Origin of the sequence: Seonamhaeicola sp., assembly GCF_028281565.1 — a bacterium.
In the GTDB taxonomy this organism is placed as follows: domain Bacteria; phylum Bacteroidota; class Bacteroidia; order Flavobacteriales; family Flavobacteriaceae; genus Seonamhaeicola.
The window spans coordinates 383,291-405,376 of the sequence record NZ_JANQJQ010000043.1; the positions used below are offsets into that span (position 1 = coordinate 383,291).

Sequence of the window (22,086 nt, forward strand, 5' to 3'; positions counted from 1 at the left end):
AATTAAGACATGAAAAACGTATTTGTAAAATATTTTGTAATCGTTTCAATAATGACAGCTTTAATAAGTTGTGAGGATAATAAGTCGCCTTTGGAAAAGGAAGCGCTTGACAAAATAGACAGATTGGAATCCTTAATGAAAGAAGCCAAAGGTAAATCTATAGATGTTACAAGGGAAGAAACTGTCCTTTGGTTCTCTAAGGAGTTTATCAAATTCGCTAATTGGGATGAAGCTAATAAAGAGGCTATTGAAAAATTATTTGGTTATGAGCGCTATTACGCACCAAATAAAGATTCTCTGGCAGAAATGCTCCCGGATTTTGAACGCAGAAAAGTTATTGAAATACTGGATAACGGAATAGCGGAATTAAAGAAAGAACTTAGTGGTGAGATAAAACGTCGTCCGGTTAATAAAGTAGATTGGCAAAATACCAAAGCAGCAGATAACATGTTTGTAAACAGCAATGGTAAACCATCGTTCCCTTATGATTACTTCTCCAAAACCGTAGGTCAACCTTTAACAAATACTGATGTTTACAATGATCATTTGGGTGCTTTGTATCATGGAGGAGAAAACTTATATGAAGTAGATCATGACCGTGCTATCAACTCGTTTTTATTGAATGAAGATGGTACGTTTGATGATGAAGGCATCAAGAAACTTACTGATATTCCAGATACAAACATTGGGTTTTTATATTATTGGGATATGGGTATACCAGAATGGGTAGAAAAAAGAGAGCCAGAGGTGAGAAAAGGGCGTTCTTTATTTACAGGTTTTGATATTGACAATCCTTTGGCTAGAGAAGTATGGGGAAAAATTATTCGTCATACAGGCGAACTTACTAAAGGAAAAAAAGTAACAGAGTTAGGCTATGTTTTTGCCAATGAGCCACACTGGTATTCTGAAAAGGATCACTGGACGTACAGGTACAAAGAAATGAATGGCATTTCATCTTATACCTTGAACAAATTCAGAACTTGGTTAAAGAACACTTATAAAGGAAATATAAATGAGTTAAACTCAAATTGGGGTACATCATTTACTGATTTTGATGCTGTTGCTATTGAAATTCCGATGGAAATATCTTTAAGAGGAACTCCAAAATGGTACGACTGGAATCGCTACCACATGGGGAGAACTACGGAATGGTTCAAGTTTAATCAAGACAATTTACATGCTGTAAATCCTGGTGCAAATACACACATCAAATTATTCCCCAGGACATTCTATGAAGATTCACGTTCTCATGGAATGGACTTTGAAGCTTTAACCGAATTAACTACTATGATTGGTCATGATGCAAAAACTTTAGGTGACCCAAGTATTAGACCACATATTAACTCGGATTGGCATAAAAAATATGCATATAAGTGGGATGGAATGGCAATCTTACATGACTTTTTAGAGTCTGTAGCTCCGGATAAAATCAATGTAAACTCTGAATCACACTTCCTTTCTTCGGGTCAATATAGAAAATTGGATATGCGTACAAGTTATATTCGTAACGTGTATTGGTTAGCAACCCTAATGGGTATGGATGCTAATATGGGATGGTTTTGGGCACGAGACCCAGACGGTTCACCTGAAGACCGCTTAGAAGGAGACTTAAATTTCTTCGACCCTGGTTTAGGTGGTGCCTATGCAGGTTCAAACAATATGCAACCTCATATTACCAACGAAGTAACCCAAGTGATGTTCGATTTGAATTCGTTTTCAGAAGAAATTATCGCTTTGAGAAAACAACCACGTCCCTTACGCTTGTTCTACTCTGAAACTTCGGCGATCAATACACCTGATTACATGACTCAAACAGGAAAACTATACAAGTCCTTATTTTTTGAAGGGCTTCCTTTAGGGTTTGTGACAAAAAACATTATAGAGAAGCAAGACAATGCTTTGTGGAATACTGTTGTAGTTTATAAAACCAATTATGTTACAGATGCCGAATTTGAATCGCTACAAGCCTATTTAAATAATGGAGGCACTGTATTATTGGATTCTGATAAAAGCTTATCCATGAATGAATATGGCAAAGAGCGCTCTAAAAAGCTAAAGGCTGGCAATGGTAAATTGATTACTTTAAAAGGTGCAGATATTAGCAAAATAAAGGAATTAGCTTTGGCAGAAGTTGCTGACCAAATGCCGGAAGTAGTTATTGAATCTAACAGCGGTGAAGACTTCAAAACAATAATTTCACGAGTTGTGAAGCAAGAGAATGGTTCTTACTTGGTCAATTTATTGAATGTAGGCCATAACACAGCTAAGATTAAATTATCCTTAAAATCAGGAACACCTATGACCATTCAAAATCTGATGACATCTGTTCCTGTTTCATCCGAGTTTGATTTGGCATCAGAAGAAGTGTTATTGCTTGAAGTGAAAGTTAAAAATTAGTCATGTGCCTAAAGCAAATGGTATGATTAAAAATAAATTCTTTCCGGATAAAGTTACAATCGGCTTGTTGTTGATTTTGAGTTTAATTGGATGTGATCAAGAGGTGTCGCTGGAACAAGAGGCACTTAAAAAGATTAGTACTCTGGAATCCTTAATGAAAGAAGCGAGCTCTGAATCTTTAGATGTGGCCAGGGAAGAAACTATCCTTTGGTTTTCTAAGGAGTTTTTAAAATTTGCCAATTGGGACGAATCACATAAAGACGAAATAGAAAAGCTTTTTGGGTATTACGATCCGTATGCTTCGGAAAAAACAAAATATGCCGAAGAACTTCCGGATTTTGAAAGAAAAAAAGTCATTGAAATTCTGGATGTTGGTATAGGGAATTTAAAGAAGGTTCTTGATGGAAGTATTAAAAGAAGACCTGTGAACAAGATAGATTGGGCAAATATTGAGGTTGGGGATAATATGCTTTTAAGCCATGGAAAACCTGTTTTCTTGTTTGACTATTTTTCTAAATCCGTGGGAGTTCCGTTAACTGATAAAAACGTGTATAATGATCATTTGGGCGCTATTTTTCACGGAGGTAGTACCTTGTATGAAGCGAATGAAGACCGTGCTATTAATCCTTATATCTTAAAAGAAGATGGAACTTTTGATGAGGAGAAGTTAAAACTCATCACAGATATTCCTGATACAAGTGTTGGGTTCATGATTCTTTGGAATATGGGAATGCCTGACTGGATTTTAAAACAAGAGCCTGAAGCTGCAATGAGCAGGTCTTTATTCACGGGTTTTGATGTAGATAACCCTTTAATGCGCGAGGTTTGGAGCAAGGTTATTAAAAAGTCAGGTGAATTGACGAAAGATAAAAAGGTAACACAGCTAGGTTATATTTTATCAAATGAACCGCATTGGTTTTCAGAAAAAGGCAACTGGAGGCATGAATTCAAAGAAATGAATGCCATCTCATCCTATACGCTTAACAAATTCAGAGATTGGTTATCTATTAAATATAACGGGGATATAAATGATTTAAATGAAAATTGGAAAATGTCTTTTAATGATTTTTCAGCTGTTGAAATAGAGATTCCCATAGATTCTTCAACAAGAGGAACTCCGATTTGGTACGACTGGTGCAGATATAATATGGACAGAGGTACAGATTGGTTTACCTTTTTACAAAGGGAGTTGTTATCTTCAAATCCTGATGCCGATACCCATATAAAGGTGATGCCTAAGATAATTACGGAGCACCAGCGTTCTCATGGCATAGACTTAGAAGCCCTTATAGATTTAACTACCATGATTGGCGATGATGCTAAAACAAAAGCACGCAGGGATCTGATAAAAAATGAACGGGAAAAATGGGAGGATAAGTATATTTACTATTGGGAAGAGTTGGCATTTTCCTATGATTTTATGGAATCCGTTGCACCGGGTAAAATACATGTGAATTCAGAAGCCCACTTTTTATCAACATGGACATGGCGGGATTTGGATACCGCTCCGGAATATGTAAGAAGCTGTTATTGGCTGGCTACCTTACATGGAATGGATACAAGTATATCATGGTTTTGGGCCAGAGATCCGGACGGTTCTCCGGAAGATAGGCTGGAGGGTGATCTGAATTTCTTTGACCCGGCCCTGGCCGGTTCTTACGCGGCTTCTGCTAATATGCAACCTCAGGTTGTTAATGAGGTAGCCCAGGTTTACATGGACATGAATAGTGTATCTGAAGAAATTATTGCACTTAGAAAACAACGAAGGCCTGTTAGATTCTTCTATTCTGAAACGTCATACATAAATAGAGAAGAACAGATTGCAGAACAATCAGAATTATTTGAATCCATGTATTTTGAGGGAATTCCGTTAGGTTTTGCCACTGAAAAAATTATTAAAAAACAAGATCATAACAATTGGGACGCTATTCTGGTTTATAAAACCGAGTACGTTACAGATTCCGAGTTTAGTACGCTTCAGAAGTATTTGGACGATGGTGGAACTATAATTCTGGATAATGAAAATAGTTTGTCTAAAAATGAATATGGACAGTTGCGTAATAAGAGCTTGCAAGAAACTGAGGGAACACTTGTTATTATGGATGATGATGCAAGTATTTCAGAGGTCAAAACAAAAGTATTAGGCGTAGTGTCCAATAGTCTTCCTGAAATTGTTTTAAAAGAATCCAATGGAACGCCGTACAAAGGTTGTACATGGCGAGTGGTTGAGAATGAAAACGGAGGGTATATAGTTAATATCTTAAATGTTGGTAAGAATGATGCCAAATTGAATATTGGTCTTAAGAATGGCAAAATTATAAATGTAACTAATATAATGACTGGAGAATCTCTTGGTCCGGATTTTGAACTAAAACCAAATGGTATTTTACTTCTTGAAATTATATAATTATATGAAACGAATTAGTAGCTTGATAGTATTGTGTTTGCTTACAGGTCAGATGGATGCCCAAACACCGGCTAAAACTTCTAACGACAATGATACATGGGAGTTGGTTGAAAGTTTATCGGATGAGTTTGATAAGGCGGAAGTAAATTGGGAAAAATGGTACAGAAAAAACAGTTTGCCAAATACGACAGGTTGGAAATGGAATAATACGGATAATGTTAAAATTGTTGATGGCATTGCCGAATTAACCATGAGACATAATGAGGATAATACTTCTGATGGTGGGACTTATTTTAAATCGGGAATTTTAAAATCTAAAGGAACCTTTACAACAGGTTATGTTGAAGCCAGAATAAAAGGGGCCGTGATTGATGTTTCCGGTCCTAAAAACGGTTGGGGTGTCTGTCCGTCATTTTGGCTTTACAGTGATTTTGATAGAAGTGCTTCAGACGGTAAAACGGTGTATTGCGAAATTGATGTGGTGGAGCTTCAGCAGTTTGATTGGTTCAAAGGGCATCAGGACGATATTCAGGATTCAGACCATAATCTGCACCTGGTTAAAAAAGTTGATGGTAAAAGTGTGTGGTTTCGTCCTAAGCAACATATTGATACGCAAATGAACAAATACAGAATCAGTGATGACCCCAGCAGAAATTACCATGTTTACGGTTGTGAGGTGAATGAGACTGAAATTATTTGGTATGTTGATGGTGTGAAAATTGCCAGTAAACCCAATACGTATTGGTACAGACCCATGAATGTGACAGCATCTTTAGGTTTACGTAGACCTTTTGTGAAATTTTCCAACAATGCTAACAGAGCTGTAAATCCTTTGATAGATGAAGAGGCAAAAAAACAATTAGAAGGTATGCCTACAACCATGAGTGTAGACTATATACGGGTGTGGGTTAAAAAATAATATCAAGATGAAGCATTTGTTCTTACTTTTTCTTTTGGTTAATGTACTCTGTTGTCAGGAACAAAATAAGGAATCTCAAAAGAAACCGAACATTCTATTCATAGGGATTGATGATTTACGCCCTGAGCTGGGATGTTATGGGTCGGATATTGCCATTAGCCCTAACCTGGATAAGCTGTCAAGTCAGGGACTGCAATTCAATAAGGCCTATTGTCAACAAGCTATTTGCGGGCCGTCACGGGCCAGTTTGTTAACGGGAATAAGACCTGAAACCAGTGGTGTTTTTCATAATTATATAAAGTTTAGAGAGGCGAATCCTGATGTGATTACATTACCGCAGCATTTTATGAACAATGGGTACGAAACTGTTTATACAGGAAAGATTTTCCATCACGGCGATAAAGATGACGAAAAGTCTTGGAGCCGATTGCCTTCCAGGGACAGTATGAAAATAAAAGGTATTAAACCGCCGGTTGGTTTTGCCTTAGAAAAGAACAGAAAAGAGCGTGCTGAAACGCGTAAAGCTATGCTGGAGAAATATGGGGAAGCCGCCAGGTATGGACTTTCAATGGGAAATGCCTATGAAGCAGCCGATGTTCCAGATAATACCTTCGGAGATGGTTATAACACGGAACTTGCTATTGCAACTATGAAAGATATGGTTGCTAAGGGCAATAAACCGTTTTTCTTAGGGCTGGGCTTTAATAAACCACATTTAAACTGGGTAGCTCCAAAGAAGTACTGGGATTTATATAACCCTGAAGACATAAAATTGTCGGCACAAACTTCAAGCCCTGAGCATGGTGCAGAAGTAGGCTTACATCCTTCATTTGAATTACGGGTTAGAAGTGGTATTCCTAAAAAGGGGAGGATTGATGATGAATTAGCAGTTACATTAAAGCATGCCTATTTAGCTTGTGTGAGTTATATAGATGCGCAAATTGGGAAGATGATTGCAGCTTTAGAAGAAGTAGGAGTAAGAGATAATACAATAATAATAGTTTGGAGTGACCATGGTTGGCATTTGGGTGATATGGGTATTTGGGGAAAAGCTACCAACTACGAGATAGCCACCAGGGTGCCTATGATGATCTGGACACCCGATATGATGAAATCTAAACAAGGCACCAAAACAGATGCTTTGGTAGAACTGATAGATATGTATCCAACCTTATGCGATCTGGCGGGCATACCTATGCCGGATCACATTGAAGGGACAAGTTTCAGGCCATTATTGGAAAATCCTGATAAAGAATGGAAGACAGCTGCCTTTAGTCAATTCCCATCTCCGGCATTGCGGGAATGGGGAGCATTCCCAATTCGTCCGGCAATGTGCGAAACGTATTTTGGTCCATTACTTGAAGAAGTGGAAGCAAGAATCAAGGATCAGCAAAAAGAAACATGGGATAGGGATTTATTTGAAAATAATTTAATGGGGTATGCCATGCGTACGGACAGGTATCGATTCATTGTTTGGAAAGATAGAGAACATCCAGAAAAAGAACCGGTTTATGTGGAACTGTACGATCATAAAACAGATCCTAACGAAACAAAAAATAGGGCAGGGGAAATGCCAGAATTAGTTTCAGAATTAATGATTCAATTTGAAAAAGGTTGGAGAGGGAATCGACCTGAAGCCAAAAAAAAATAAACAATGAAACGAAGAGATTTTTTTAAGAAAGGTACCAAGGCAGCAGTAGCTGCGGGCGTAGTTCCGATTATAGCATCATCTTGTGCTACGGCAAAAGATATTGTAGATGACAGAAAAAAGGATAAATGGTATCATCTGGGTTCCGGTAAAAAGGGAATCCCTGAAAGGAAGAAAACGGAAACCTATGATGTAGCTGTTATTGGTGGCGGTGCGGCCGGTATTTGCGCAGCGGTAGCATCAGCCAGAAATGGTTCATTAACCGTATTGGTTCAGGACAGACCGGTATTAGGCGGTAACGCCTCCAGTGAGATGCGCGTGCACTTAAACGGCGTAAATAATATTAACGGAAAGGCAGAAAGAGAAACCGGAATTATAGAAGAATTATTATTACATAACCGATTTGAAAATGAACAGGAATCGTTTCCGGTTTTTGATCATGTGATGTACGATTTTGTAGTGAGAGAACCTAACTTAACCTTAATGGTGAATACCCAGGCGGTTGAAGCGGTGATGGAAGGAAATAAGATAAAATCTGCCAAATGCTGGCAGGCGACTACAGAGACATTATTTACTATTAATGCGTCTATTTTTATTGATTGTTCAGGGGATGGATTGTTGGGAGCCTCGGCAGGGGCAGCGTACAGAACCGGAAGAGAAGGAAAGGCTGAGTTTAATGAAACCTATGCGCCGGATGAACCGGACGGGTGGCAAATGGGAGCCACGCTTTTAATGTCTTCAAAAGATATGGGTAGGCCTATGACTTATAATCCGCCGTCTTATGCCATAAAATATACACATGAAGGCGCACACCCGAGAAGGCATTTTAAGTGGTTTAAAGATGGTATCTGGTGGATTGAAGTAGGAAGTAAAGGCGATATTATTGCTGATGCAGAAAAGAACAGACATAAATTAATGGGCTATTTACATGGCGTATGGGATTATATTAAAAATTCAGGGAATTTTCCCGAGGCCGAAAATCTGGCCCTGGATTGGGTTGGATCGTTACCATCAAGACGGGAATCACGTCGCTTTATTGGTGACTACATTGTTTCGGAAAAAGATATGACAGGGTACAAACACTTTGAAGATGCAGTGGCTTTTGGTGGATGGTCTTTAGATGAGCACAACCCGGGAGGTATTGAAAATATTTCAGAGCCACCCAGTTATTTTCATTATCATTTCAAGAAAATATATGAATTCCCATTTAGAAGTTTATACTCTAAAAATGTATCCAATTTAATGTTTGCAGGCCGTAACGTTAGTCAGACACATATTGCGTTGTCCTCTTCAAGAATTATGGCTACTTGTGCATTAATGGGACAGGCAGTTGGTACGGCAGCTACCATATGCAATAAAAGGAATATATTGCCAAGGGAGGTCGCTAATAATCACATTAAAGAATTACAGGAGCAATTATTAAGAGATGACGCTTTTATTCCGAAAAGACCGGCTATGGATCCCAAAGACCTGGCAAGAAAGGCAAGTTTGATCTTTGGGTCAACCACATTATTAGGAGATGCAAAAAACCTTTTAAACGGTATGTCCAGGGATATTGACGGAGCCATTAATCATTGGCAATCAGACGGCCTGAATGCAGAACTTCAATTGGAATGGGAGACCCCTGTTCAATTGTCCACCGTAGAGCTTAAATGTGATACTAACGTAAAGCGTAATATCATGATGCGTAAAGACAGTAAAAACGATGACCTTTACGGAAATCATGTTCCAAAGGAATTATTAAAGTCGTTAAGCCTTGAAGCACGTGTTAATGGTAAATGGAAAGATTTAGGAGCCATTGAAAATAATAGGACCAGATTAATAAAATTTAAGTTCAATCAGTTAAAAACAACTGCTGTTAGAGTGAATTTGAAAGAAACTTACGGGGCCGAAAATGTTAAATTGTTTGAGATTCGTTGTTATGCCTAATCTGTATAAATTAAAGTTCATATCGTTTTTCTTTTTCCCTTTTTGGATCCTTTTTTCCAATGAACCAGCTATGGTTTCAAGCGAACGTATTGAAATAGATCATAAGGTCATTGTAAAACATCCCGGAGAAGAAGTACCGGTCGAGACCATTTTAACCGAAATTCAGAATAAGGATAGCACTACTATTGGATACGCTATGGAGGTGGAATCGGTCATTTGTTTGGATGAGGTATGCAAGGAGATTCCTGTCAGGCTTTTTTGGAACGATATTGGGGTTTACCAAAAATATGTACTGGCAAAAGATGCTACTTTGGAAAAATATGAGGCCGATTTATTTGAACCTGAAGATTACAAGAAGTTACATACTGTTTTGGCTAATGAAAACTCCCCGTTTAAAGACGTGGCGATACATCAGGTTTTAACTGCTGTTGAAGATGATAGTGTTGATGCTGTTGCCGGTGCCACAGCACTTGAGTTGGATGAAAAAGACACCGTGCCCGGAGCAGCGTTAACCTGTTATACGTTGTGGCATTGGGCCAACGGTGACATTATAAAGACCATAAAAAAGAAAACCGGTGAGTCGTCGACAAACCAACAACTTTTAGAGTTTTTAGTTAATGATAATAAAAGCTACTATCCGATTGCCTTAGAAGCATTGGTCAGCAGAAACCATTATGCTTCGGAATTTATAGAAACGGTCATTGAAAGAGCAGCGAATCATGATGATTTAATAAAAGCATCCATAAAGTATTTGGAGGCAGCTCCTTTAGAAGTCTATACAGCTTCATTAAAAAAGATTTTTATTGCAAGCGAAAAACTTCAGAGAATCGCTGTGATCCGATCATTACAGTACAGTAAAAAGGAGTTGCCTAAGGACTATTTAGATTCCTTTAGCAATGAAATCGGTTATTTAAAATCCTTTCAGGAAGTTTCCGTTTTTCTGGGGTTAATGGAAGTTAAAAATCCGAATTCGATTCAAATTAATAAAGCATTGATAGCGTTGATGGAGGGTGACTTTTTAATAGCTCGCAGAGTTTATTGGTTTTTGGGTGAACAAAGTAATCTTGATGACGGTCAGCAAAAAAAACTAAAAACTTTTTCTGAGGCGCATTCCGATAAGTTATAACAAACTTAAATAATGCTTATATTTAAGTTCTAAATTAGAATAAATGACACATGAATTACAGCAAATAATTCAGGCTGCTATTCAAAACCAGGAATCAGGAAAAAAGAGTGTTCTGGCTACAGTTGTGGATTTGGAAGGCTCGTCCTATAGAAAACCCGGTGTTAGAATGTTATTAACTGATGATGGTACCATGATCGGGGCCGTAAGTGGTGGTTGTGTTGAAAAGGAAGTGCTTAGAAGAGCACAATCCGTTTTTGATACAGGCATATCTAAAGTGATGGTTTATGACGGACGCTACCGGTTGGGCTGTGAAGGGTCACTTTATATTTTGATAGAACCGTTTGTTGTCTCGGAAGTATTGAAAGAGACTTTCTTCCGGAATATTGAGGATAGAAATGCCTTCGAGATGGCATCGTTTTTTAAGAAAGAGGATGATAGTGTGGGCAATTTTGGGTCCGTTGTTAAGTTTAGCAACGGGAAGTCTTATAACTTTTCAGATGCTTTTAATTCTGGAGCATTGGAAAAAGATATTAAAGTATTTTCTCAAACACTGCCACCCTGTTTTAAACTATTGATTGTTGGTGGTGAGCATGATGCGGTTAAACTTTGCAAGATGGCTGCTTTACTAGGTTGGGAGGTTGATGTGGTAACATCCATGAGCGATCCGAAAGCGTTAAGCGATTTTCCCGGAGCAAAGTCGGTAATAGCCAACACTCCGGAAGGCTTTGTTACAGATAAGATAGACTCGGAATGTTCGGTGGTTTTAATGACGCATAATTATGCTCAGGATCTCAGGTATTTGTTAAAACTGAAAGATTGTAACCTGTCTTATATTGGCATTTTAGGGTCTGTAAAACGAAGACAGCAACTTCAAAATGAATTATTTGAATACATAGAAGATCTTGACGAAAGTTTGTTAGATAGTATTCACAGTCCGGCAGGGTTAAACATTGGAGCCGTAACCCCGGAAGAAATAGCATTATCTATTCTTTCGGAAATATTAACGGTTACCAGGGATAGAGAGCCTTTTTCTTTGAAAACACTTAATGGGAAACTACACTGTTAAATGTGAAGCACCTTACTGTTCTAATATTAGCTGCGGGTAATGCTTCCAGAATGGGGACATCAAAGCAGTTGTTGCCTTTTAAGAACACCACACTTTTGGAACATGCTGTTAAGAATGCTCAGGCCACAAAAGCAAGAAAGGTGTATTGCGTGTTAGGAGCTCATTCCAAAGAAATCAAAGACCGGGTTAAAACGGGTGAAGTCACTTTTATTGAGAACCGATATTGGCAAGAAGGCTTGAGTGCCAGTATTGTGGCAGGCATTACGTATATACAATCTGTGGAAAATGTACCGGATGCTGTTTTAATTATGCTCGCTGATCAGCCTTTTGTGGATTCCAATTATATGGATTCACTAATAGAGGCTTACCATGAAAATCAGGACAGTATTATAGCTTCTGCTTACGACGAAAAAAATGGCGTCCCTGCTATTTTTTCGAAAAGACATTTTGAAAGCCTTTTAAAATTAAAAGGAGATAAAGGTGCTAAGCAGCTTTTAAATAGTGAGGGTGTGGATGTTATTTCGATAGCACCCAAACGCAGAAATACCTTATTGGATATTGATACACCGGATGATTATAATACACTTTTGGATAATTGAATCTAATCTAAAGCATTTTTAGTAACGTACCATCGCCACCCAATAATGGCTAATTGAAGTTTTGTTGCTTTCGAAATATCCAATCCTTTTTTAGTATAACTCGGCAATACTGCTTTATTAATCTTCGCTAAAACCTTAAATACTTGCTTTTGCATTTTTTATACCGCTTTGGAGGTAAAAATAGTAAAACTTATTCTAGAACTAAGTTTTACATTTTCGGGGTTTAAAGAATTGATATGATAATAAGTATTATATCAACTACAATTTTCGCAAGTGTCATCATATTTTTTAAAGGTTTTAAGAGTTAGTAAACAGTTTTTATATCAATGTTTTTTTAAGATATATATTTTGGAATATGATTGTCAAGTGTTTTTGAAAAAATCGATGAAATTGAATGCGAATTTGTAAGTAAAAAAATCAAATTGATTTCGGTATTTTAGTGACTCTCTTCATTGAAGTTTATAAATGTAAGGTTGATTGTGTTTTAATGTTTCATTTTATAATAATTGTAGGCGGTTTTTTGGCTGTGTTTTTAAAACCAAGGGACATTTTGCCCAAAAAAATCGACTTTTTAATAAAATCGTCTTTTGGTTTGGAGACGTGACATAAAAAAAGCACTTCAAAAGAAGTGCTTTAAAACATATTGATTTTTATAGTTTATTATTCTTTTTTAGTGGTAATATTTATAACACCGTTTTTTCCTTTACCACCATATTTTTTTATTGCAGACTCCCCTTTTATAACATCAATGGATTCAATCGTATCCTTGTCAAGTTTATCCATGTCTTCCTGGGTGATTTCTTTACCATTTAAATAGATCAGCGGGGATTTGTCATTGGAACTATGAATTTTTATTCGTTTGTCATTTTTCGTGTTGATTAGGACTACACCATTTTTTCCTTTATCACCATATTTGTTAGTTGCTTGCTCTCCTTTTAAAACCATAACAGTTTTTATATCATCAGGATTTAAGTCTTCAGTCAGGTCTTTTTCTACTTCTTTTCCATCAATAATAAACAATGGCTGATTGTCATCGTCATTCATAAATAGGACTTTGTTTTTGCTTTTTCCACTGGCAAGCGTTCTTACTTTAAAGGATTTTTTATCATCATCATTCTTTCTTATGATGACTATATCTTCTTCTTCGTTAATGACGTCATCATCATTTTCAACAATAACCTCTACATGGGTTTCACCATCATCATCAGTGATAACTTCAACATTTTTGTGTTTTCTAACAACAACATGCTTGCCGTCTTTACCGGTTGAGTGCCATTTTAAAGTATCACCATGGACAATATGAATATCTTCATGAACTATCTGTACATCATCATCGTCATCAGAAAAGAAGAATACATTTTTACCTTTTCCTGATTTATGGACTTTATGTTTACCGTCTTTTGATATAAAATAAGCACCTTTATGATGAGAAGCATTTCCTATGGATAGGTTTTTGCCGTTGTTTTCAAAGGAGATCTTAATAGATTTAATAGCCTTATCGGAGCTAACACTATAATTGGCGTTTGAGTGCTTGGAGCTTAGTTCAATTTTAATGGCAATGATCTCATCGTCACTATTGCGCTTAATACCTTTGAATTTTGCAGTAATACCTTTCTCCTTTAAGGTTTCAGCCAGTTTGTCGAAATCAGCATCACTAAAGTGTTTGCTGATCAAAAACATTTCCACGTCTTTCCCGGTTGGAGCAACCGTTGCAGTTTTCTTTTTTATTGGTGTTACCGGTTTCGAAGCAGTAGTTTCACTTTTGATGGCTTCCTCAATTTTATGGTCTTCAACAGAAGGCGTTTCTTCATTATAAAATGAGTTTAGGAGATAATCCTCTTCCGGGATCACGTCGGTATCAACAAACACTTCTTTGGTGTTAAAGCTCATGAGGAAAACAGCTAAAACCGGAATAACCAAAGCATATTTAAGCAGGTTTGTCTTTTTAGATTTTGATTTGTGTAACATAACTATTCGTTTTTTGATTAATGAATTGTAAAAATTATTGGTTAAAGCCAATTGATGAGTTGGCATACTTGTTTTTAATAAAGTGTACTGATAACTTTTTTTACAGTCTGATTTTTGTTGGGCATTTTGGTCTGCAATAAACTCTAAATTCTGTTTTAGGTCTTTGTTGTAAAGCCATATAAACGGGTTGAACCAAAGCACAACACCGGCTAATTGGGTTAACAGAATGTCGATAGAGTGATGCTGACGTGCATGTACTTTTTCGTGAGTCAATATTTGATCCAATTCCGTTTTATTAAATAAAGCGGGATTGTAAACGATCCAGTTAAAAAATGAAAAAGGAGATGTGCTATTCGAGGTTTTTACATACCTGTAACGACCAAATTTTGTGCTTTTGTTTTGTACTAGAAGAAGTGCTAAAGAAACCAACTGAACCAAAAATTTGCCTAAAAAGAAAACTGCCCCTATGAAATATACGTAAGCGGCAATATCAATTAAGTTAACAGATGATTCAATAGGCTGGGCAACAACAGCATTATCAAAAATAAGATTATCCAATACTACGGGCGTTCTTTCAATATAAACAGGAATAACTATTAAAGGAATCAAAAATGCCGAAACCAATCCTGTTAATAAAAACCCTCGATTTGATTCAAAAAAAGTATCACGCTGTAAAAACAATTTGTAGCACGCGTAAAAAATGACAACAACTGCACTGGCCTTCAATAAATATTCCATAATTAGTTGTTTTTTTCAATAAGTTCAATAATCTCCTTTAGCTCTTCAACGCTAATTTTTTCCTCCTTTGCAAAAAACGACACCACATTTTTATAAGAGTCGTTAAAATAATTACTAATGGCCATATTCATAAAACGTTTCCTGTAAGCCTCTTTAGTAACAATAGGGAAGTACTGATGTGTCTTACCATAAGCTGTATAGCCTACATAACCTTTATCTTCCAAATTTCTAATGATGGTAGAAAGTGTATTGTAATGGGGTTTATCCTCTTTAATTTCGTTAAGTACATCCTTCACAAAAGCCTTTTCCAGCTTCCATAAAATATGCATGATTTCCTCTTCCTTATTTGTTAATTTTTCCATCAATTATAGTTTTTTCATTTCCTCTTTTGAGGAAATCTAATATTTTGAGCGATTCAATACTATCAGGTTATTCACTGTAGCTCATGTGTTAAATTTAATTTAGCATCATAATAATACATCATTATCTTTAACATGAAACAAACCTATAACTATTTTTATAGTTACACAACTATTTTAATAGTTATTTAACGAAATTTTTAGTTTTTATTAAGTCAGAAAATAAAAAAACCCGATGCTTTTTATAAACACCGGATTTTTTCTAAAAAACCAAAATTAAAAGTCTAATCAATAATGAGTTTACATTTAAAATCTTCTTTACCAACATCATAACCACATTCCCAACCGGACTCCGGAGGGTAGGTGCCATCTTTCTCAATTTTGTAATAGTACACATTCCCACGTATGAGTATCCACATATCTTTGTTGTCTATAAATGCCGTTTTCAAACGCAATGTTTCATCAGTGACACTTACATATTGAGTGCCTTTAGTGTAGGTCTTGTCTAACATGTATTTGCCATTGAGGCTATAAGTGCCGCTAATTTCCACACCTACCACTTCAATGTCGTCTTTAGAGCAGGAAGTAAGGGTAAAAACAAGGCAAAACATAACAAAAGCTAATCGTTTCATAGTTATTTGATTTAATAGATTTGGTATATCAAATTTTGGAAATATTATTCAGAAGTGCCTGCCGTTGGTCGATTTTTCGATGAATGAACTGAAATAGATACAGTTAATCGATAATAAACGTTTAATGGATTGAGGACTTCTTTGAAGTAAGGGCGAATAAACTTGGGTCTGCAAGCTTTTAACTTCCAACTTTATAATATCTTCGCAAAAAATATTTTTTATGAGCGTACTTTGGGTCATCCTTGGGTTTACATTGTTGGTTGTTGGTGGTGAATATTTGGTAAGATCATCTGTAGCATTATCATTTAAATTCAATATTTCTAAAATGGTCATTGGTATGACAGTAGTATCGTTTGCAACTTCTGCACCGGAACTTCTGGTGAGTTTAAATGCTGCTTTATCTGGATCCCCGGCCATAGCCATAAATAATGTAGTAGGCTCAAATATTGCCAATATAGGCCTGGTTTTGGGGGTTACCGCTTTAGTGGGAACCATCACGGTTGACAAGTCTTTTTATAAACTCAATTGGCCGGTCATGATGGTTTTTTCCCTGGTACTTTATATCTTTTTAAAGAATGACAGTAAATTATCAACACTTGAAGGGGCTTCACTATTTCTTGGGCTCATACTGTTTTTATATATATTGATAAAGCATGCCAAAAAAGATAAAGTTGTTGAAGCGGTTGACGACGCCCTGGCTACCGTGTCTAATTTTAAGATCACACTTTGGTTGTTAATTGGAGCCGTAGCGCTTTATTTTGGAAGTGAGTGGTTGGTAAAAGGAGCTGAGGAAGTAGCCCTGGCGGTGGGTGTGAGTAAGGGCGTAATAGGATTGTCTTTGATTGCTATTGGGACCAGTGTTCCGGAATTAGCGGCATCGGTAATAGCAGCGGCAAAACAGGAAAAAGCTATCTCTTTAGGTAACCTTATTGGATCTAATATTTTTAATATAGCATCGGTTTTAGGCATAACCTCCATTGTTAAGCCTATACCGGTCACAGAGCCCACTATTTTAACAAATGACATTTTTTGGATGCTGGGTTTCGCAGCGATCCTGTTGCCATTAATTTTCTTGCCCAAAAGACTCCGAATTAGCAGGTTAAAGGGGATGGTTTTAGTGGCGGCTTATGGTTTGTTGATGTTCTTTATTTTTACTAGGGGCTAGCTTTAAGATATATCACTTAATTTTTAGCAAGAAAATGTTTGCAAATTTGATGAGTGCTGTAAAGCATTTGATTAATCTTTTATGTTTTCTTTCAGTGTATTGTTATAATTAATGTCAATGTTTATTGTAGGCTTTTGGTTTTAGCTAGTTTGAAAGGCATTAGAAAAACTGGAGGCTGGCTGTTAGTGATAATAGTATTAATAGTACTCCAAAGTTGTTATGATCATGAAGATGATTTAATTAGTCAAGGCTGTGAAACAGGTTGTGCAGAAGTAATTGGAAAACTTATGACCGATAATGGTACTGTTCCAATTAAAAAAAAGAAGTATGAAAAAAGCGCCTACAATTGGTAAGCGCTTTTTTTATGAACAAAATCTGTTGCTAAATTATATTTTAGCAGATTTAACAGTTTTAATAATTCTACCCGCAATTTTGTATGGGTCACCGTTAGAAGCAGGTCTTCTGTCTTCTAACCAACCTTTCCAGCCTCTTTCTACAGTTGCAACCGGAATACGGATTGAAGCACCTCTATCAGAAATACCATATGAGAATTGATCTATAGATTGCGTTTCATGAGCTCCAGTTAAACGTTGGTCATTATAAGCACCATACACTTCAATATGCTCTTTAGTTACAGGTCTGAAAGCCTCACAAATTGCTTCATAAGTAGCCTGGTCTCCACAAGTTCTTAACGTAGAGTTAGAGAAGTTTGCGTGCATACCGGAACCATTCCAGTCACCTTTAATTGGTTTTGGGTGGTACTCAATGTAGTATCCATACTTTTCAGTTAAACGGTCCAGTAAGTATCTGGCAACCCAGATCTCATCACCAGCTTTCTTGGCACCTTTTGCGAATAATTGAAATTCCCACTGTCCGGCAGCAACCTCCTGGTTGATACCTTCAAAGTTAAGACCAGCATCGATACAAGCATCAGCATGCTCTTCTACCAAGTCTCTTCCCCAAGTGTTTTTTCCACCTACAGAACAGTAGTATAATCCTTGAGGTCCTGGGTAACCACCAATAGGGAATCCTAAAGGAAGTTGAGTTTCAGTATCCATTATAAAGTATTCTTGCTCAAAACCAAACCAGAAATCGTTATCATCATCATCAATAGTAGCTCTACCGTTAGACTCATGTGGAGTTCCATCAGCATTTAAAACTTCAGTCATTACCAAATAACCATTTCTTCTGTGTGGATCTGGATAAATAGCAACAGGTTTTAAGATACAGTCAGAAGAACCACCTTCTGCTTGTAACGTTGATGATCCATCAAAAGACCAGTTACCTAATTCCTCAAGAGTTCCTTGAAAATTCTCATGCTCTTCTACCTTAGTTTTACTTCTCAAATTTTGAGTGGGCTTATAACCATCTAACCAAAGGTATTCTAATTTAATTTTTGCCATAATGAATATTTAATTTTGTGATCTAAAATGTTATCAGCACAAATATATATTTTTATATAAATACTTTAAATAATTAAGGGGTATTTTAGTAAAATGCTTAGTTATTTTTATTTATCCCCCATTTTTTTAGGGTTTACATTAAAAAAAGTATAGTTTTTTATATAAATATTGAAAAATTGTTAATGCGATATTTTGTGGTTTGACCACTATGGTTAATTTTGTAATTCTAAATAAATCAAATTAATAAGTCAATGCCTACATTACGATTTCATGCCGTAAAGGAATCACTCACCCGCAAGCCAGTTGTTGTAGAGGAATCTCAAAAAAGATCTGAAATTTTTGGTGAAAATGTGTTTAATGAAAATGCCATGAGGCAGTACTTAACCAGGGATGCCTTCTTAGGTGTTATGAGTGCTGTTCAGGATGGAACAAAAATTAAAAGAACCATTGCAGATCAGGTAGCAGCTTCCATGAAAGATTGGGCGTTATCAAAAGGGGTCACCCATTATACCCATTGGTTTCAGCCTCTAACCGGAGCTACGGCTGAAAAGCATGATGCCTTTTTTGAAACCGTAAGTGAAGGCATGGCCATCGAGAAGTTTGACGGTGGCCAATTAGTGCAACAGGAACCGGATGCCTCAAGTTTTCCAAGTGGTGGTATTAGAAATACATTTGAAGCACGGGGGTATACGGCCTGGGATCCAACATCACCTGCTTTTATTTATGGGACAACACTTTGTATTCCAACTATTTTTGTTGCTTATACGGGTGAAGCTTTAGACTACAAAACACCGCTTTTAAGGGCACTTCATGCGGTTGATGATGCCGCTACGGATGTTTGCAGATATTTTGATAAAAATGTAAAAAAAGTATCCTCATCTTTGGGATGGGAACAAGAGTACTTTTTAATTGATAAAATGTTGGCTGCGAGTAGGCCGGATCTAACCTTAACCGGCAGAACATTGTTAGGGCATTCTTCGGCAAAGGGACAGCAACTGGATGATCATTATTTTGGGGCCATACCAAACAGAGCCTTTAATTTTATGCGTGATTTGGAAACAGAATGTATGCTTTTGGGCATTCCTGTTAAGACCAGGCATAATGAAGTAGCACCCAATCAGTTTGAATTAGCACCTATTTACGAAGAGGCAAATTTAGCGGTGGATCACAATGCTTTATTAATGGATGTCATGGGGCGTGTGGCCTCACGTCATAACTTCAAAGTGCTGCTGCATGAAAAACCGTTTGCCGGTATGAATGGTTCGGGGAAGCATAATAACTGGTCGTTATCTACAGATACCGGAGTAAACCTTTTGGCACCAGGAAAAACCCCCATGAGCAATCTTCAGTTTTTGACCTTTTTTATAAATACCATTAAAGCGGTACATACTTATGAAGAGTTGTTAAGAGCTTCCATAGCATCCGCTGGTAATGACCATAGGTTAGGAGCAAATGAAGCACCGCCGGCCATCATTTCCGTATTTATTGGGGAACAATTGACTAAAGTGCTGAATGAGTTGGAAGGAGTTACCAAAGGGAAATTATCACCCCAGGAAAAAACAGAACTCAAACTAAATGTTGTTGGTAAAATACCGGATGTATTATTAGATAATACCGATAGAAACAGAACGTCGCCTTTTGCTTTCACTGGAAATAAGTTTGAGTTCAGAGCGGTTGGTTCTACTGCTAATTGTAGTAATCCCATGACGATTTTAAATACCATTGTGGCCAAACAATTAATAGATTTTAAAGTAGAAGTTGATAAACTTATTGATGGCAAAGGCTTAAAAAAGGATGAAGCGGTTTTTAATGTATTAAGAGAATATATTAAATCTTGCAAACCCATTTTGTTTGAAGGTAATGGTTATGACGAAGCCTGGCAAAAAGAAGCCAAAAAACGCGGATTGAGTAATAATAAAACCACGCCGGAGGCTTTAAAAGTAAAGATATCGAAACAAGTTATAAAACTGTTTGAGGAAATGAATGTTATGAGTGAAATTGAAACCAGGGCACGTTACGAAATAGAAGTGGAGGCTTATATTATGCATATTCAGATTGAAGGCCGTGTTTTGGGGGATATTGCCAGGAATCATATTGTACCGACGGCTGTTAAGTATCAAAACATTTTGATTGAAAATGTGAAAGGCCTAAAGGAAATTTTCGATAAGGATTTTGAAAGGGTTTCCAAAGAACAGATCAATTTGATCGAACAGATTTCAAGTCATATTGAGTCTATCAATACCAATGTTACCAAAATGATTGATGCCCGTAAAAAGGCGAATGGCCTGGATGATATAGAAAAGAAAGCCACAGCCTATTGTAATAACGTAAAACCGCTATTTGACGATATTCGCTATCATTGTGATAAGCTGGAGTTGCTGGTTGATGATGAAATCTGGCCGCTTACCAAATACAGAGAGATGTTATTCACAAGATAGATTAAAAGTGTTTGTAAAATCCCGATTTAAACCGGGATTTTTTGATTCAAAAAATTACCTTTGCAGCACATTATATTATTATGAGTCAAGAAGTTTCCAAACGCTACGCACAACGTGGAGTTTCCGCATCTAAAGAAGATGTTCACAATGCCATCAAGAATATTGATAAAGGCTTGTTTCCTAAAGCATTTTGTAAAATAGTTCCGGATTATTTAACAAATGATGATGATTATTGCCTGATCATGCATGCTGATGGTGCCGGAACAAAATCATCTTTAGCATACATGTACTGGAAAGAGACCGGGGATACGTCCGTTTGGAAAGGGATTGCGCAAGATGCCCTGATCATGAACATTGACGATCTGTTGTGTGTGGGTGCTACCGATAATATCATGCTCTCTTCAACCATTGGAAGAAATAAAAATCTAATTCCGGGGGAAGTCATTTCAGCCATTATTAACGGAACGGAAGAATTACTTGAAGATTTAAAGTCTTTCGGAGTGACTATTCATTCCACGGGAGGAGAAACTGCTGACGTTGGTGATTTGGTCAGAACCATTATAGTAGATTCTACGGTAACTGCCAGAATGAAGCGTGAGGATGTTATTGATAATGCTAACATTCAACCGGGTGACGTTATCGTAGGTTTAGCTTCGTTCGGACAAGCCACTTATGAAAAGGAATATAACGGCGGCATGGGAAGTAATGGGTTAACGTCTGCGCGTCATGATGTATTCAATAAGTACTTAGCTGAGAAGTTTCCTGAAAGTTTTGATGCTTCCGTACCCGAAGATTTAGTGTATTCCGGTAATGTGAAATTAACCGATGTTGTTGAAGATTCCCCTATTGATGCCGGTAAATTGGTATTGTCTCCTACCAGAACCTATGCTCCGATTATAAAGCGAGTTTTGTCTAAATACAATTGTGAAACTATTCACGGTATGGTACACTGCTCCGGGGGTGCTCAGACTAAGATCCTTCATTTTATTGATGAAAATCATGTTGTGAAAGATAATTTGTTTCCAATTCCACCGCTTTTTAAATTAATTCAGGAGCAATCGAAAACTGATTGGAAGGAAATGTACCAGGTGTTCAATTGTGGTCACAGAATGGAGTTATATGTGACTCCTGAAATTGCTGATGATATTATTGAAATCTCAAGATCATTTAATGTGGATGCACAAATTATTGGTAGGGTTGAAGCATCAAAAGAGAAGAAGCTCACAATAAAAAGTGTGTTCGGAGAGTTTAGCTATTAGAATTTTTCCATTTCTTGTTAAAATGGAATGATT

Annotated in this window: 17 protein-coding genes; 12 read left to right on the top strand and 5 right to left on the bottom strand. The window is 36.9% G+C overall.

Annotated features, from left to right (window positions below; translation table 11 throughout):
- Positions 1–9 precede the first annotated feature (9 nt).
- The 8 genes from Q0983_RS18755 to Q0983_RS18790 are packed head-to-tail and all read left to right on the top strand — an operon-like array spanning position 10 to position 12,091.
- Positions 10–2,397 carry a beta-galactosidase gene (locus Q0983_RS18755; protein WP_299556501.1) on the top strand — a complete coding sequence of 796 codons (2,388 nt, stop codon included), beginning with the start codon at positions 10–12 and terminating at the stop codon, positions 2,395–2,397.
- A 22-nt stretch (positions 2,398–2,419) separates the two neighbouring features.
- Entirely contained in the window at positions 2,420–4,804 is a 2,385-nt protein-coding gene (locus tag Q0983_RS18760; RefSeq protein WP_299556503.1) for a hypothetical protein, read from the top strand.
- 4 nt (positions 4,805–4,808) lie between these two features.
- Entirely contained in the window at positions 4,809–5,723 is a 915-nt protein-coding gene (locus tag Q0983_RS18765; protein ID WP_299556505.1) for a family 16 glycosylhydrolase, read from the top strand.
- A gap of 7 nt (positions 5,724–5,730) precedes the next feature.
- Positions 5,731–7,374: a sulfatase gene (locus tag Q0983_RS18770; protein ID WP_299556507.1), complete on the top strand. Its 1,644-nt coding sequence runs from the start codon at positions 5,731–5,733 to the stop codon at positions 7,372–7,374.
- Between the two features lie 3 nt (positions 7,375–7,377).
- Positions 7,378–9,300: an FAD-dependent oxidoreductase gene (locus tag Q0983_RS18775; RefSeq protein WP_299556509.1), complete on the top strand. Its 1,923-nt coding sequence runs from the start codon at positions 7,378–7,380 to the stop codon at positions 9,298–9,300.
- The gene (locus tag Q0983_RS18780) at positions 9,293–10,426 is read left to right on the top strand and encodes a hypothetical protein (RefSeq protein ID WP_299556511.1); all 1,134 of its coding nucleotides are present in this window, start codon (positions 9,293–9,295) and stop codon (positions 10,424–10,426) included. The genes Q0983_RS18775 and Q0983_RS18780 overlap by 8 nt, the downstream gene beginning before the upstream one ends.
- Before the next feature lie 43 nt (positions 10,427–10,469).
- Entirely contained in the window at positions 10,470–11,492 is a 1,023-nt protein-coding gene (locus tag Q0983_RS18785) for an XdhC/CoxI family protein (RefSeq protein ID WP_299556513.1), read from the top strand.
- 2 nt (positions 11,493–11,494) lie between these two features.
- Positions 11,495–12,091 carry a nucleotidyltransferase family protein gene (locus tag Q0983_RS18790; protein WP_299556515.1) on the top strand — a complete coding sequence of 199 codons (597 nt, stop codon included), beginning with the start codon at positions 11,495–11,497 and terminating at the stop codon, positions 12,089–12,091.
- A 2-nt stretch (positions 12,092–12,093) separates the two neighbouring features.
- Here the strand turns inward: Q0983_RS18790 and Q0983_RS18795 are convergent, their stop codons facing one another.
- From Q0983_RS18795 to Q0983_RS18810, 4 genes are all read right to left on the bottom strand, one after another.
- Positions 12,094–12,246: an SsrA-binding protein gene (locus tag Q0983_RS18795; protein ID WP_299556517.1), complete on the bottom strand. Its 153-nt coding sequence runs from the start codon at positions 12,244–12,246 to the stop codon at positions 12,094–12,096.
- Between the two features lie 505 nt (positions 12,247–12,751).
- Positions 12,752–14,797: a M56 family metallopeptidase gene (locus Q0983_RS18800; RefSeq protein WP_299556519.1), complete on the bottom strand. Its 2,046-nt coding sequence runs from the start codon at positions 14,795–14,797 to the stop codon at positions 12,752–12,754.
- Positions 14,798–14,799: 2 nt separating this feature from the next.
- Positions 14,800–15,159, bottom strand: coding sequence for a BlaI/MecI/CopY family transcriptional regulator (locus tag Q0983_RS18805; protein ID WP_299556521.1), 360 nt, complete (start codon positions 15,157–15,159; stop codon positions 14,800–14,802).
- A gap of 281 nt (positions 15,160–15,440) precedes the next feature.
- A complete protein-coding gene (locus tag Q0983_RS18810; protein ID WP_299556523.1) occupies positions 15,441–15,788 on the bottom strand; it encodes a hypothetical protein in 348 nt (115 codons plus the stop codon).
- A 220-nt stretch (positions 15,789–16,008) separates the two neighbouring features.
- Between Q0983_RS18810 and Q0983_RS18815 the strand changes: the two genes are divergently transcribed.
- Complete coding sequence (locus Q0983_RS18815; RefSeq protein WP_299556525.1) at positions 16,009–16,953, top strand: calcium/sodium antiporter; 945 nt, start codon at positions 16,009–16,011, stop codon at positions 16,951–16,953.
- 134 nt (positions 16,954–17,087) lie between these two features.
- Complete coding sequence (locus Q0983_RS18820) at positions 17,088–17,306, top strand: hypothetical protein (RefSeq protein ID WP_299556526.1); 219 nt, start codon at positions 17,088–17,090, stop codon at positions 17,304–17,306.
- Positions 17,307–17,339: 33 nt separating this feature from the next.
- Here the strand turns inward: Q0983_RS18820 and Q0983_RS18825 are convergent, their stop codons facing one another.
- A complete protein-coding gene (locus Q0983_RS18825; protein WP_299556528.1) occupies positions 17,340–18,356 on the bottom strand; it encodes a glutamine synthetase beta-grasp domain-containing protein in 1,017 nt (338 codons plus the stop codon).
- Positions 18,357–18,607: 251 nt separating this feature from the next.
- Here Q0983_RS18825 and Q0983_RS18830 point away from each other — a divergent pair, with 251 nt between their 5' ends.
- Both Q0983_RS18830 and Q0983_RS18835 read left to right on the top strand, forming a co-directional pair.
- Positions 18,608–20,794: a glutamine synthetase III gene (locus Q0983_RS18830; protein WP_299556530.1), complete on the top strand. Its 2,187-nt coding sequence runs from the start codon at positions 18,608–18,610 to the stop codon at positions 20,792–20,794.
- A gap of 80 nt (positions 20,795–20,874) precedes the next feature.
- Positions 20,875–22,053, top strand: a complete 1,179-nt coding sequence (locus Q0983_RS18835; RefSeq protein ID WP_299556578.1) for an AIR synthase related protein — start codon at positions 20,875–20,877, stop codon at positions 22,051–22,053.
- Positions 22,054–22,086 lie beyond the last annotated feature (33 nt).

Bases quoted from the DNA above. Each gene is read 5' to 3' on its own strand.
- Q0983_RS18755 (WP_299556501.1), top strand. From the start codon at position 10: ATGAAAAACGTATTTGTAAAATATTTTGTAATCGTTTCAATAATGACA.
- Q0983_RS18760 (WP_299556503.1), top strand. From the start codon at position 2,420: ATGATTAAAAATAAATTCTTTCCGGATAAAGTTACAATCGGCTTGTTG.
- Q0983_RS18765 (WP_299556505.1), top strand. From the start codon at position 4,809: ATGAAACGAATTAGTAGCTTGATAGTATTGTGTTTGCTTACAGGTCAG.
- Q0983_RS18770 (WP_299556507.1), top strand. From the start codon at position 5,731: ATGAAGCATTTGTTCTTACTTTTTCTTTTGGTTAATGTACTCTGTTGT.
- Q0983_RS18775 (WP_299556509.1), top strand. From the start codon at position 7,378: ATGAAACGAAGAGATTTTTTTAAGAAAGGTACCAAGGCAGCAGTAGCT.
- Q0983_RS18780 (WP_299556511.1), top strand. From the start codon at position 9,293: ATGCCTAATCTGTATAAATTAAAGTTCATATCGTTTTTCTTTTTCCCT.
- Q0983_RS18785 (WP_299556513.1), top strand. From the start codon at position 10,470: ATGACACATGAATTACAGCAAATAATTCAGGCTGCTATTCAAAACCAG.
- Q0983_RS18795 (WP_299556517.1), bottom strand. From the start codon at position 12,246: ATGCAAAAGCAAGTATTTAAGGTTTTAGCGAAGATTAATAAAGCAGTA.
- Q0983_RS18800 (WP_299556519.1), bottom strand. From the start codon at position 14,797: ATGGAATATTTATTGAAGGCCAGTGCAGTTGTTGTCATTTTTTACGCG.
- Q0983_RS18805 (WP_299556521.1), bottom strand. From the start codon at position 15,159: ATGGAAAAATTAACAAATAAGGAAGAGGAAATCATGCATATTTTATGG.
- Q0983_RS18810 (WP_299556523.1), bottom strand. From the start codon at position 15,788: ATGAAACGATTAGCTTTTGTTATGTTTTGCCTTGTTTTTACCCTTACT.
- Q0983_RS18815 (WP_299556525.1), top strand. From the start codon at position 16,009: ATGAGCGTACTTTGGGTCATCCTTGGGTTTACATTGTTGGTTGTTGGT.
- Q0983_RS18825 (WP_299556528.1), bottom strand. From the start codon at position 18,356: ATGGCAAAAATTAAATTAGAATACCTTTGGTTAGATGGTTATAAGCCC.
- Q0983_RS18830 (WP_299556530.1), top strand. From the start codon at position 18,608: ATGCCTACATTACGATTTCATGCCGTAAAGGAATCACTCACCCGCAAG.
- Q0983_RS18835 (WP_299556578.1), top strand. From the start codon at position 20,875: ATGAGTCAAGAAGTTTCCAAACGCTACGCACAACGTGGAGTTTCCGCA.